The organism is Streptosporangium jomthongense, assembly GCF_042650425.1.
Taxonomy (GTDB): domain Bacteria; phylum Actinomycetota; class Actinomycetes; order Streptosporangiales; family Streptosporangiaceae; genus Streptosporangium.
On the sequence record NZ_JBHSBC010000009.1, the window covers coordinates 1 to 12021 of the forward strand.

12 protein-coding genes are annotated in these 12021 nt (G+C 67.6%); 5 read left to right on the forward strand and 7 right to left on the reverse strand.

Features of this window, described 5'->3' with window-relative positions; all coding sequences use genetic code 11:
* Positions 1–162: 162 nt before the first annotated feature.
* Complete coding sequence (locus tag ACFOYY_RS09790) at positions 163–705, reverse strand: hypothetical protein (protein WP_386189455.1); 543 nt, start codon at positions 703–705, stop codon at positions 163–165.
* On the reverse strand, positions 702–935 hold the full coding sequence (locus ACFOYY_RS09795; protein WP_362783133.1) for a hypothetical protein: 234 nt from the start codon (positions 933–935) through the stop codon (positions 702–704). The genes ACFOYY_RS09790 and ACFOYY_RS09795 overlap by 4 nt, the downstream gene beginning before the upstream one ends.
* Positions 936–1987: 1052 nt before the next feature.
* On the opposite strand from ACFOYY_RS09795, the gene ACFOYY_RS09800 reads away from it, so the two are divergent.
* The gene (locus ACFOYY_RS09800; RefSeq protein WP_386189457.1) at positions 1988–3262 is read left to right on the forward strand and encodes a hypothetical protein; all 1275 of its coding nucleotides are present in this window, start codon (positions 1988–1990) and stop codon (positions 3260–3262) included.
* On the opposite strand, the gene ACFOYY_RS09805 is transcribed toward ACFOYY_RS09800, so the two are convergent.
* Both ACFOYY_RS09805 and ACFOYY_RS09810 read right to left on the reverse strand, forming a co-directional pair.
* Complete coding sequence (locus ACFOYY_RS09805; protein WP_386189459.1) at positions 3217–3768, reverse strand: GNAT family N-acetyltransferase; 552 nt, start codon at positions 3766–3768, stop codon at positions 3217–3219. The genes ACFOYY_RS09800 and ACFOYY_RS09805 overlap by 46 nt on opposite strands.
* 672 nt (positions 3769–4440) lie before the next feature.
* Positions 4441–5370 carry an AraC family transcriptional regulator gene (locus ACFOYY_RS09810; RefSeq protein WP_386189461.1) on the reverse strand — a complete coding sequence of 310 codons (930 nt, stop codon included), beginning with the start codon at positions 5368–5370 and terminating at the stop codon, positions 4441–4443.
* A gap of 71 nt (positions 5371–5441) precedes the next feature.
* Here ACFOYY_RS09810 and ACFOYY_RS09815 point away from each other — a divergent pair, with 71 nt between their 5' ends.
* Both ACFOYY_RS09815 and ACFOYY_RS09820 read left to right on the forward strand, forming a co-directional pair.
* A complete protein-coding gene (locus ACFOYY_RS09815; protein ID WP_386189463.1) occupies positions 5442–6287 on the forward strand; it encodes an SDR family oxidoreductase in 846 nt (281 codons plus the stop codon).
* The gene (locus tag ACFOYY_RS09820; RefSeq protein WP_386189465.1) at positions 6272–6640 is read left to right on the forward strand and encodes a DUF4440 domain-containing protein; all 369 of its coding nucleotides are present in this window, start codon (positions 6272–6274) and stop codon (positions 6638–6640) included. The genes ACFOYY_RS09815 and ACFOYY_RS09820 overlap by 16 nt, the downstream gene beginning before the upstream one ends.
* A 271-nt stretch (positions 6641–6911) precedes the next feature.
* On the opposite strand, the gene ACFOYY_RS09825 is transcribed toward ACFOYY_RS09820, so the two are convergent.
* Both ACFOYY_RS09825 and ACFOYY_RS09830 read right to left on the reverse strand, forming a co-directional pair.
* On the reverse strand, positions 6912–7562 hold the full coding sequence (locus ACFOYY_RS09825) for an HAD family hydrolase (protein ID WP_386189467.1): 651 nt from the start codon (positions 7560–7562) through the stop codon (positions 6912–6914).
* A 36-nt stretch (positions 7563–7598) separates the two neighbouring features.
* A complete protein-coding gene (locus tag ACFOYY_RS09830) occupies positions 7599–8165 on the reverse strand; it encodes a DUF4291 domain-containing protein (protein ID WP_386189469.1) in 567 nt (188 codons plus the stop codon).
* A gap of 220 nt (positions 8166–8385) precedes the next feature.
* Here ACFOYY_RS09830 and ACFOYY_RS09835 point away from each other — a divergent pair, with 220 nt between their 5' ends.
* Both ACFOYY_RS09835 and ACFOYY_RS09840 read left to right on the forward strand, forming a co-directional pair.
* The gene (locus ACFOYY_RS09835) at positions 8386–8493 is read left to right on the forward strand and encodes a putative leader peptide (RefSeq protein ID WP_352015862.1); all 108 of its coding nucleotides are present in this window, start codon (positions 8386–8388) and stop codon (positions 8491–8493) included.
* Positions 8494–8641: 148 nt separating this feature from the next.
* Positions 8642–10213: a sulfatase family protein gene (locus ACFOYY_RS09840; RefSeq protein ID WP_362911358.1), complete on the forward strand. Its 1572-nt coding sequence runs from the start codon at positions 8642–8644 to the stop codon at positions 10211–10213.
* Positions 10214–10970: 757 nt separating this feature from the next.
* Here the strand turns inward: ACFOYY_RS09840 and ACFOYY_RS09845 are convergent.
* On the reverse strand, positions 10971–11996 hold the full coding sequence (locus ACFOYY_RS09845; RefSeq protein ID WP_386189472.1) for a hypothetical protein: 1026 nt from the start codon (positions 11994–11996) through the stop codon (positions 10971–10973).
* Positions 11997–12021: the final 25 nt, after the last annotated feature.

The following is a 12021-nucleotide window of genomic DNA, read 5'->3' on the forward strand; positions in this document are numbered from 1 at the left end:
CCTCCCCGGCGTACGGCCTGCCGAACAGGGCGCTCCGGTAGGCGCTCCACAACCCGGTCGTCGAGCTGTGGAAGACCAGCCATCCGGGATGAGCCGTCTGCAGGGAGGCACAGGTTCGATCGGAAAACTCAGAAATTTGACGGGCCGTCCAGGCCGGAAGCGTCATGCCGCCCTCCCGCCCAACGAACGCCGATCCCCGGCGGAAACCGTTTCCCCACCCGGCGAAAACCGTCTCTCACCGGACATCATTCCCTCACCTGACGAAGGCCGTCCCCCGACGGGCGCCGTTCCCCCACCCGACGAACCCCGCTCCCCACTGGGCTCCTTGGTGATCACCTCGGTTCGTGTCCCGCCGAACTCCTCGACGACCGCCCCTCCGGAGGGCCCTCCCCGCCCGCGGGAAGCCCTCCTGCGAACCGGCGCCGGGGAAGGCTGCGGCACGGGAGCCGTGAGCCGGATGGCCCGGATCATCTCCGCCTCCCGCATCCGCTCCTCCAACCCGTCAGCCGTGGGGTCCTCGACGATCACCGGCCGGGGGCCGTCCCAGGCGGCCACGGCGTAGAAGGAGCGTCGTCCCAGGCTGTAGAGCACCGTCCAGTCCACCCAGGCCTGGTCGATCCGCTCGGCTTCGGCGCGTGCCGGGCCGTCCCACACCCGCCGGTACACCGGGGCGTACGGCTGGCCGTCGCGGTGTCGTCCGGTCACGAGGTCACCCCCGCAACGGCGTCGCGGGCGGTCTTCTCCTGCTCGGCGATGACGGCCTGGACCTCCTCAAAGGTGTCGGCGTCCACTGCCGACTGTGCCCCGGCCCGTACGGCGATGCGGGGAAAGAGGTGGTTGCGGAAGGCCCAGAACCGGCCCGCGTCACTGATGATCAACCGCCAACCCGGGATCACCGGACGGCCGGGGGTGTCGTGCATGATCTGGACCTCCACGATCCGACCAGAGGCATGCCTGGCACGGGTGATCGCCAGACGGGCCTGCCCTGCGGGACAAGAAAGAAGCCGCGCGCCGTACGGCACAGCCGAAGACCGAGGACCACGAGCACCAGGCCGACAGACCGCCTGAGCACGGGGAACGTGACATCGGTCTCCGCGTCGAGGCGGCCCGCCGCTCGCGGGCCGTACACCGTAGTGGCCGGGCGGACGGACCCTCGTCCAGATGATCCCCGGCCGAGGAACCGTGAGGAACGGACGCCGAACCCGCCTGGACACCGGAGCCTGGGCAGGCCGTACCGGCGCGACAGGCGTGGACTCCGGAACCATGACCGGGCCGTCCACAGGAACCGGCTCCGCAGAACCGTCCGGTACGGCACTCACGGCCGGGGCAACCGAGAACGTATCCGGCTCGGAAATAGGACAACCCTGACCATGCCCCAGCACCAGATCTGACCCAGCCACCCCCACAGGACCATCCAGTACGGCGCTCGCGGCCGGGGCCATCGCGGGTGCCTCCGGCTCAGGATCGGGGTCGGGACGCCGCTGGGCGGGCACCAACGGAATCACCTCGGCGGGAGCGACCTCCACCGGAGGCCGAGGAGCGGGAAGGAACTGCGGGCCGTGCTCGCGGCGGGCCTGGAGACGGGCGTTCATCAACAGTCCGGACGGCTGCACGTACTCGTGCCCGTCCTGCTGTGGGCAGCCGTGGGCATAGGGGGCATGCCCACACCGGGCGCATCCCATGGGCAGGGGAACGGCACCGGCGAAGCAGCCACAGCCGTCCCGGATCGACGTGTCCGGGCTGGAGCCCGGAGCACTACTCTTGCTCACGTCAGGAGTTACCTTCCTGATCAAGGCCCCGGCCGGTGCTGTTATCACCGCGTCCGGGGCCGCTGTCGTTTCAGGGCTTTGACAGTGAACCCCAGCGAAAGCACCGTCCGTAACGGAAAATGGCGGAGACATGGGCGGAGACTTTCTCCCCGCCCTTTCTCCGATGGGCGGGTGATATGGGGACATCTCTGCCAGAACGTCCGGCATGGGCATCACGCTTGCAGTCCGAGCGTGAAAAGCGCCGGTGGAACAAAAGTGAGATGGCCCGCCGCCTGATCACCAAGGCCGGGCACGACCCTTCGACGGTCAACTCCCTGGCCCGATCGATCCGTGACTGGGAGAAAGGTAAGCATTACCCCCGCGACTGGGCAGCCGTCTATGCCCAGGTCTTCAATCTCCACGAAGACGTCCTATTCTCCAAGAAAAGGGCGTCACATGAGGATGGTGAGATGGAACGACGCAGGCTCCTGCAAGCACTGGCGGCGCTCGGCGTCGCCTCGCCGCCGGTCTTCGACTCGCTCCAGACGATCCGGGACAGCGTCGGCCTGTCGCTGGGGCGCGACGAGCGTCTCGATGTGGAGATGTGGGAGGAGACCGTCTCCGAGCACGGTTACGGCTATCGGCTGACCCCTCCGCAGCAGATGCTCGGCGAGCTTGCGGCCGATCTCGTCGCGGTCAAGCAGTCCATGTCCCGTGCGGGAGATCGCAGCCGGATGTTCCGCTCCTGGTGCCGGGTGACCGGGGGCCTGTCGCTGCTCATGGCGAAGACGCTGTGCAACCTTGAGCAGTCCAGGCAGGCCCGACAGTGGTGGGCGACTGCCTTGAACGCTGCGGAGCTATCCGGAGACCCTGACCTGAGCTCGTGGATCAAAGCGGAGCAGTTGATCCACGGACTTTACGACCAGCGCCCCGCACCGGTTCTCCTGCGTCACGCCGACGCGGCGCTCAACGAACACGGCGACTCTGCCTATCGGGGAGTCACCGGGATCTCGGCCGCACGCGCGCAGGTGCTGGCGACCCTCGGCAGGTCCGCCGAAGCGGCGGCCGAAATCCGCCGCTGCGGCGAGATATTCGAACGCCTGCCTGATTCGGTCACAAACACCCACCAGGGTCGAACCATCGAAAGCTGGGGAGTCGAGAGGCTGAATTACACCCAAGCATGGGTGTATTCGTATCTCGGTAATCGGGGGCGGCTCGACGAAGCCGTGAGCCACACGCACGAGGCGCTGGACCCATCTGACCCCAACCCTCGTTTCCGTGCTCAACTAGCTCTTCTTCAGGCTGCGGGATACGTGCGTTCCGGTGATGTGACCGAAGGAATTCGACACGCTCAGGCTGTCTATCAGGCCTATCCGGCCGAGCAACGAACCATCATGGTGACGCGATTGGCCCACGGGGTTCTTGAAGCGGTGCCCACGACTGAATGGCGTACACACGCGGTAGTCGACTATCGAGAGCTGGTCGGCGCCTCAGGCCGTAAAGCGATCACGTAAAGGTCGAACGTGTCCGAGGTTTCACCCTCAACGCCCGGGACCCGCCCTACCAGGCTCCATCCCCAGCGTTCGTACATGCGCTGCGTTTCCCGGTTGTCCGGAACGGTGGCCAACGTCGCCCGTTCCTCGGGACGCGACCTGAGAAGCTCGTCCATGAGACGCCTGCCAAGCCCCCGGCCACGATGGGACGGCAACACCGCCAAATCGATCACCGCGAACGTCCGCCGTCCGGTCTCGACGGCGAAGCCGTCAGGCTGGAGCGGCCGGAGCCCGTTCCACCACGTCGAACGCGCGGAGAGCGGCAGGCCATAGGCGAAACCGACCAACACCCCGTTCTCCCGCACCGTCACCGCCTCGAACCCCGCCGACTCGATCTGCCGAAGAGTCCGCCGCCGATGGTCGCCCAGGTCGTAATTCGGGAACGCTACAGCGTAGACCTGCTGAATCTCATCGAACTGCTCCCGAGCTTCCCCGGGACTGAGACGGCTCACCTCTGCCTGGCCCATGAACACATCCTCACCACATCCCACCGCCCGAGGAAAGCAGCGAGCCCGGACACCTGAAGCTGCCCAGGGCGGCAAAGACCCCTCCAACCCAGCCCTGACCTTCATCGCCTCCGAGTGGAACGCCTTCATAGGCGACGCAAAACTCGGAACATTCGACTTCTCACCCACGAGCCCGCCATCATGGACAGAGCCCCACGTCCCGAGGCCGTACCCTAAAGATGGTCAACGCTCTGACCTGCATATCTGCACTACCGCCGGACTGCTGCAGAAACAGTCCTTCCTGCCCCTCCACGACCCCACCCGACCTGGGACTTTACCCTCGGGTTCCTCATCACCCTGAAGGGTTCGCAACGCGATCTGGTTGGCGTTCACGGGGGCTCCTGAAGGTCAGGTTCCTCATCACCCTGAAGGGTTCGCAACTCGATCCAGGACAGTGAGCCCCGGTCGAGGGTCTGTTTCTCATCACCCTGAAGGGTTCGCAACGTGTAGACGGCGACATGGCTGTACCCGTGATTGCAGGGATTCCTCATCACCCTGAAGGGGTCGAAGCCATCCCCAAGGCCACCAAGGTTCGGCGCCGCGTCGCCGTACCCCCTGACGACCGAGTGACGACCAAGGCCGTGGGAGTTCCTGGCCGTTGGGGGGGGCGCCAGCGGGTGAGGGAGCCGCTGTTCAATCTTCTTGAAAGCCGGGGGCCCAGCGGCGGCGGTAGTCGCCGGGGGTGGTCCCGTACCACTGGCGGAAGGCCAGGTGGAAGCCGACCGTCGAGTGGTAGCCGACGCGTTCGCTGATCCGGCTGTGGGCGAGCGTGGTCTCGCTCAGCAGGCGGGCGGCCTCCTGCATGCGGCGGGCGGTCAGGTGCCGGATCGGCGCCTCGCCGACCAGTTCGCGGAAGGTCGCCGCGAACGCCGAGCGCGACATGCCGGCCTGGGCCGCCAGTGACTCCACCGTCCAGGGTTCGGCGAACCTCGTCTGTACGGCGTGCAGCGCCGTCCCGATCGCGGGGTGACGCAGCGCCCGTAGGACCGGCGAGCCCTCGGCCAGCTCCCCCACCGCGGCCCGCAGCGCCAGCACGAAGACCAGCTCGAAGGCGCGCAGGGCGACCAGCGCCGCGCCGGGTTCGGCCAGGTCCCACTCGCCCGCCAACCGCCCGAGGGTGCCGCCGAGCAGCCCGTGACCGTCCAGTGTGGCCTTGTCGAGCACCAGGACGGGCGGCAGCGCCCGGTAGATCGGCGAGATGGCGGACCGGTCGTAGTGGAGCCCGCCGCAGATCAGGACGGTCCGCTCGCCGGGCCCGCCGAGTTCGACGGTGGTGACGCCGCCCGGCGGCCGTTCGGGCAGCAGCGTGGAGAGCGGTACGGCGGGGCGCCCCGGCCGGTCGCCCAGCCGGTGGGCGTTGCCGTGCGGGAAGACGGCCAGGTCCCCTGCGTGCAGCAGGACGGGCTCGGCGCCGGGCAGTTCGACGGCGCAGGTTCCCTCCTGCACGTAGTGCAGCAGCGCGCAGTCCTCGGCCTCGCCCGCGATGCCCCAGGGCGACCCCGCCTGCCAGCGGCTGTGGAAGACCCCCTCCAGCCGCAGCGGGGCCAGCAGGTCATCATCCACCGGACGATCCTTAAATAACCCGATATTTCACTTAATTGAGCGTATCGCGGATTCGGTCGAGACTTTCCGGCATGACCTTTCTTGTGATCGGCGCATCAGGCGCCCAGGGCGGCGCGGTCGCGCGGCGGCTCGTCGCCGAGGGACACGCGGTGCGCGGCCTGACCAGGAGCGGCCGGGTGCCGCACGGCGTGGAACCGGTCGTCGGCGACCTCGGCGACGCCGAGGCGGTGAAGGCGACCTTCGCCGGGGTGACGCACGCCTCGGTGACGCTGCCCATGGTCTTCGAGCCGGACACGGTCGCCGCCTACGTCCACCATGTGCGCGACGCCGCGCTGGCGGCCGGGGTGCGGCGGCTGGTGTTCAACACCGCCAACCGGCTGCCCGAGGCCGCCACGCGGGTGGCCGCCTTCGAGACGCGCCGGTGGGCGGTGCGGACGCTGCGGTCGGCCGGGCTGCCGGTCGTGGTGCTGTGCCCTCCCCTCTACCTGGACAACCTGGCCGCGCCGTGGGTGACGGGCCCGCTGGCGGCCGAGGGCGTGCTGCGCTACCCGCTGCCCGCCGACCTGCCGGTGTCCTGGCTCTCGCACGACGATCTGGGCGCCGCCACGCATGCCGCGCTCGTCCGTGACGGTCTGGAGGGCGCCGTGCTGAGGCTCGGCGGGGCCGACGTGGTGACCGGCGACGAGCTGGCGGCCGCCTTCGGCGCCCGTTACGACGCGCAGGACCCGGCCGAGTTCGAGTCGGGCCTGGCGACGACGCTGGGCGCGCCGACGGCCGTCGCGGTGGCCGACACCTACCGCTGGGCCGCCACCGACCGCGACCTGTTCGCAGCCGATCCCGCCGTGGCCGATCTGCTGGGCCTGCGGCTGACGCCGCTACGCGCCTGGATCGCCGCCCGGCCATGGGCGACCCGGTGAACGGCGTCGAGGCGGAGATCGTCCGCCACCACGAGGTCATCGAACGCTGGCTGACCGGCGCACTCGCGCGGGAGGAGTTCGCCACCTTCGCCGACGCCCACGGCCCCGGCTTCACGCTCAGCACCCCCGACGGCCCGACGCTCTCCCGTGACCAGGTCCTCGCCGAGGTCGAGGCGCTCCACGGCAGCGCGCCGGGGGTGACCATCGAGATCCGCAACGTACGGATCGTCGCCTCCGAAGGCGCCTTCGTCGTGGCCACCTACCAGGAGGTCCAGCCGGATCGGACCCGGCAGTCCACGGTGGTCTTCCAGGGCACCACCTGGTTGCACCTGCACGAGACCTGGCTGCCGTAGCGACGGCCCGGGGTCGGGTGCCGCGCTAGAACGGGCCGAATGGCTGCCCATCGGCATGCTCCACGGCCTCGACGAGGGTGACCCCGAGGTGTTCTACCTCCACGAACAACCGTGAACGGCGTCGACGTACGGCACCCGGTCACCGGACGTGACCTCGCCTGGTGCGAAGACCCGGCGCCCGCCTGGGCCGGGACCTGCGGGTGAACACCCCACATGTCCGAAGACAGCAACCCCGTGGCCTCTGACAGGTGCGCGGTGAGGTCGTGGGCGGTCAGGCTCCCGCGAGGAGTCGTGGGAGTTCGCGCATGTCGTCGAAGACCGAGGTGTTCGGTCCTTCGAGCCATCGCGCGGGTGTGAGTCCGCCGGCGTATCCGAGGGCGCGCATGCCGGCCGCGCGGGCCGCCTGGACTCCGTACTTGCTGTCCTCGACGACGACGCAGGCCGACGGGTGGACGCCCATCCTCCTGGCGGCGTGCAGGAACAGGTCGGGGGCCGGTTTGCCGCGCGCGACCTCACCGGCGCTGAAGACGCGGCCTTCGAAGTACCGGTAAATCCCGGTGCGGCCCAGGGTGCGGCGCATCGTCTCGTGGCTGCTGCCGGAGGCGACGCAACGGGGAAGGGTGAGGGTGTCGAGGACGTCGAGGATGCCGTCGACCGGGGTGAGTTCGGCGTCGACGGCCGCGTGATGGAGCCGCTCGAACCTCTCCAGCCAGAGTGCGGCCTGGCTCGGGCCCAATCGGGCGGCGATCCGTTCTCCGTTGGAGACGATCGACCGGCCGATGAACTTCTCGATCACCTCGGCCTCGGTCAGCGGCCAGCCCAGCTCGGCGCCCACGGTGACGTGGAGGCGTACGGCCAGGCGTTCGCTGTCGATGAGCACACCGTCGCAGTCGAATATGACGAGCTCGATCGGGTTGATCATCCGGACAGCGTACGCCCGGGGGCACCGCCCCAAACGTCACCTGCCTGGGAAAAGGCGGCTTTCCAGGGTCCGCGGCAGTGGATACACCCGCTCCGCGGGGAACAGCCGCTGGGCTTTGGCGGCGTGCCCGGTCTGTGTCAGTGCCGCGGCTTTGCGGACCTGGGGGGTGAGGTCGGTGAGGCCGACGATCCAGTCGTCGGTGAACGTGCGGATCAGATCGCGGCCGACGCCGACCTGGATGCTGTAGTGGTTCAGCGCCGCTCCGCGTGACGAGCGTTCCGGGTCCCACTGGACGTGTACGGCCGCCCGCGCCACGGCTGCCGGATCCGCGGTCGTGAGCACGGCCTGGGACAGGGCCTCCTCCCAGCCCCGCCGGGTCATCCGCACCGCGAGGACACGCTCCTGACCGGGTTTGCGGGCCCAGTTGCTGCGGTGCATGAGCCACAGGAACGAGGGCTTGATCCAGGTCATCCTGTGGAACGAGAACGGCGCGACGAAGCGGCCCGCCCGCAGCGCCGCGTCGGCTATGGCGGGCGCGTACGCCTGGTAGACCACGATCGTGTCAGCGTCGTAGTCCGCGCGAACCTGGTACTGGGGTGCCATGCGTCGCACCCTGCCATCCGGTGCCCTCGCATCGCGAAGCCTTTTTCCCGCTCTCGGCCACGAGGCCCGGAGCGGCATGTTCCAACGAAACAGGTACGCCGCCGACAAACGGCTACGCGAGGTCGTGAACAGAACGAACACCGCACGCGACACCGGTTCGGCGGCGGGTTCACACAATTACCCACTTGACCGGTAGGGATATTTCGGATTGCATGTGGTCATGACATCGACCGCCTGGAGTGGACACGGCTTCCACGCCACTGTGCGGCGTCACATCGACTTGGCGCGTGTGAGCAGCGCCATGTGTCGCCCGGTTCTCTCCCACTGATTCTCCGGCCTCCTTTTCGGGTGCGAATTTCCGTGCCCGCAACCGCTGTCACCCCTGGATGAACTCCACCCTGTTCGAGGCTGGAATGCCTCGGCACGCATTCATCGACGCCAAACGATGGAACAGGTATTCCGAGAAAGGGTGCGGTATGAACGTCCTCAATCCACATCGTCGCCGATCGAAACTCCTGGGGGTCCTGCTCGTCGCGTCCGCGGTCATCGCCTACGCGGGTGTGAAGCTCGGCAGTCCTCCGGCGTCGGCGACGACGACCCGGCCCAACATCGTCTTCATCCTCACCGACGACCTCAACGAGGACGTCTTCGGCAAGGACGCCGGGCTCCAGACGCTCCTGACCAGCCAGGGAACAACGTTCAACAAGCAGTTCGTGGAACTGTCGCTGTGCTGCCCGTCGCGGGTGTCCACGCTGCGCGGGCAGTTCGCGCACAACACCGGCATCTACACCAACGACGCCGCCTCCGGTGGCGGATTCCAGTCCTTCCACAACAAAGGACTGGAGAACTCGACCGTCGCCACCTGGCTGCAGAGCGCCGGATACCGTACCGGATTCTTCGGTAAATACCTCAACGGGTACCCCAACGGAGCGCCCAGCAGCACCTACATTCCGCCCGGGTGGACGCGCTGGTTCAGCCCCAACGGCGGAAGCCCGTATTCGGAGTACGACTACGACGTCAACGACAACGGCACGACCGTCCATTTCGGCGGCGCGTCCTCGGACTACGGCGTCGACGTGATCTCCCGCAAACTGACCACGTTCATCAGGAACACCACGACCAACTACCCGGACAAGCCTTTCTTCACCTACGTCGCCCCCTACATCCCGCACGGGCCGGCGACGCCACCGCCGCGCTACGACGGCATCTACCCCAATGCGAAGGCGCCGCGCACTCCGTCCTTCAACGAGGACGACGTCAGCGACAAGCCGGCCTGGATCCGCAACAAGCCCAAGCTCACCGCCGCCCAGATCAGCAACATCGACGCCTTCTACGAAAAGCGCAGAGAATCCCTGCGCGCGGTCACCGACCTCGTCCAGGACACGATCGACACCCTGCGGGCGCAGGGCGTGCTCGACAACACCTACATCGTCTTCACCTCGGACAACGGCTTCCACCAGGGTCAGCACCGCCTGAACTCCGGCAAGAACACCGCCTTCGAGGAGGATCTCAACGTTCCGCTGGTCATCCGCGGACCCGGCGTCCCCGCCGGGGCGGTCGTCAACGCCTTCACCCTCAACGTCGACCTCGCGCCGACCTTCGCCGAACTGGCCGGAGCGACCGCTCCCTCCTTTGTCGACGGCCGCTCCCTCGTGCCGTTCCTGCGCGGCACCACGCCGTCGCCGTGGCGCCTGGCGTTCCTCAACGAGCACGCCGGACCCAGCACCCTGAACACCAACACCCTGAACGACCTGCTGGAACCCCAGGATCCCGGTGACGCGCAGGCGCTCGCCTCCGGAGGCGCCCCCGTCTACGTCGGCCTGCGGGCCAAGCCCAACACGCTCGGCGTGAACGCGGCGTTGAACTACGTCGCCTACGACACCGGCGAACACGAGCTGTACGACCTGTCGGCCGATCCCCACCAGCTCGACAACTCCTACGGCGGCGCCGACCCCACGCTCAAACGGAGGCTCGACGCCTGGGTCAGCAGACTCAAGGGCGCCTCCGGGCAGGCACTGCGGGACGCGGAGGAGAACCCGCCGCAGTAGAGGACCCGTCGCGGTGCGGGCGGGATCTCCCCGCCCGCACCAGAGGATGAGAAGCCCGAGTGACGTGTTGCGGCACCACCGCGTTCTCGCCCTCCTTCGCCGTGCGGTTCGCCCCGCTCCGGCCGGAGGTGCCGTCCTCGCCCGCCCCCTCATCGTGAGTTACGCTGTCCCCCACCTGCTCCGGCTCCGGCCGGAGAGGGCCGCCCGGGCTTCCGAACGTACGACCGACGACCCGGTGTGCCACTCATCACCCTCAAGGGTTCGCGACTTCCATCTACCCTTGATCTCGATCACGACGACCTGGCTCGCTCATCACCCTGAAGGGCTCGCGACTTCCAGCTGTCCTTCACGTCGATCCCGACGACCTGGCTCGCTCATCACCCTGAAGGGCTCGCGACTTTCAGCTGTCCTTGATCTCGATCGTCACGACGCGAATCACTCATCACCTTGAAGGGTTCGAAGCCTCATTTCCTCGTCCCGGCGCTGAGTTCTGTGAGAACTGCCTACTCTTTTCTCAGCTCTCCCAGGACTTGGGTATGCGGTAGAAGGCGCGGGTCGACGACCGCCATTCCCGATCGGCGAAACATTCCACCTACGGTTCACCAATCTACGACCTTGACCCGGAGAAGACTGTCTCCGACCTCGGCGATGGCGTTGACCGATTCGGGACCGCATAATGATTTCAGGGCCTCTCCGTGCACCCGATCATGGGGTCGCAAAATCGGACAACCTCGCCGAGGTTCCCACTCCCAATGGCTCAGGGCCTGTTCGTCCGGCCCGTGAGTCGCTGGTACAGCCGCGATCGGAAAGTCGTCCAGTCCTCGGACAGTGCCTCTCTCGCGTAGGTCAGCGCGCTGAGGTGCCAGGCCTCCGCGTCGCTGATCGATCGAAGGCCATGGCGGACGGCGTTCACCGCGACCCAACGCCGCCACTGCTGATCGTCCTGTTCACGCATCGCGAACGGAAGTCCCGCCCACTGGCGTCCGAGACTTTCGTGTACTGCTCGCACAGCGGCGTGCTGATCCCCGCCCAGAGTGCGACCTTGGCGTACGGCGTGCAGAGCGTCGTCGAGTTCGGGCGCTGAAAGGCTAAACGTGTCGATGAGCGTCTCGACCATGTGAAGGAGCACCGTGCGTCGCATTTGCTGAGATGACACGCTCAGCCTGGCGTACAGGTCAGGCTCGTGGTGCCAGAGCCCGAGCGGCAGCGGGTTCGGCGAAATCGGCTGGTCGAGAAGCACGACCGGGCGCGGCCGGTCGAACCACTGGCGTTCAAGGTGGGCGCCGGTACGAGCCTCCACAATGGCCATGGCGGTGGCCTGCTTTCCTGGCCAGGCGGTGTCTTCCGCGGCACGCAGCAATCGGAGTTCCGTCGCGAGGATCTCCGGTCCCTCATCGAGTCTGGGAACCTCGGCCAGGATGTGACCGTCCACCAGGTAGGTCATGCTCCGGCGGCCGGTCAGATTCCAGGACAGGTGCCAAACCTGGGCCTCGTGGCTTAACCATTTGAGGACATGGGGCAGCCCTACACCGGTGAATCCCCCAGGCTCCAAGAGCATGCCCGTCCGCCCCCAGCCGCCGAGATAGACCGCTTCGGCCTCGATGTCCCCGTTGGCCTCGGTGGTAGTCGGCCATCCGCCGCCGGTCATCCGGGCCGCGAGGTCCCCCGGCGAGAGTTCCGTACCGAAAGGGCGGACGACGGTCCAGGACAGACCCTCGGCGAGCCAACCACTGTCGTCGGTGAGCACTTTCTCGTAGTGGGCGACCGTTTGCGCGAAATCCATGTGTCACCTGTTCGGGGAGAGTGCC

Bases quoted from the DNA above. Each gene is read 5' to 3' on its own strand.
- ACFOYY_RS09805 (WP_386189459.1), bottom strand. From the start codon at position 3,768: ATGGGCCAGGCAGAGGTGAGCCGTCTCAGTCCCGGGGAAGCTCGGGAG.
- ACFOYY_RS09815 (WP_386189463.1), top strand. From the start codon at position 5,442: ATGACCTTTCTTGTGATCGGCGCATCAGGCGCCCAGGGCGGCGCGGTC.
- ACFOYY_RS09820 (WP_386189465.1), top strand. From the start codon at position 6,272: ATGGGCGACCCGGTGAACGGCGTCGAGGCGGAGATCGTCCGCCACCAC.
- ACFOYY_RS09825 (WP_386189467.1), bottom strand. From the start codon at position 7,562: ATGATCAACCCGATCGAGCTCGTCATATTCGACTGCGACGGTGTGCTC.
- ACFOYY_RS09830 (WP_386189469.1), bottom strand. From the start codon at position 8,165: ATGGCACCCCAGTACCAGGTTCGCGCGGACTACGACGCTGACACGATC.
- ACFOYY_RS09835 (WP_352015862.1), top strand. From the start codon at position 8,386: ATGACATCGACCGCCTGGAGTGGACACGGCTTCCACGCCACTGTGCGG.
- ACFOYY_RS09840 (WP_362911358.1), top strand. From the start codon at position 8,642: ATGAACGTCCTCAATCCACATCGTCGCCGATCGAAACTCCTGGGGGTC.
- ACFOYY_RS09845 (WP_386189472.1), bottom strand. From the start codon at position 11,996: ATGGATTTCGCGCAAACGGTCGCCCACTACGAGAAAGTGCTCACCGAC.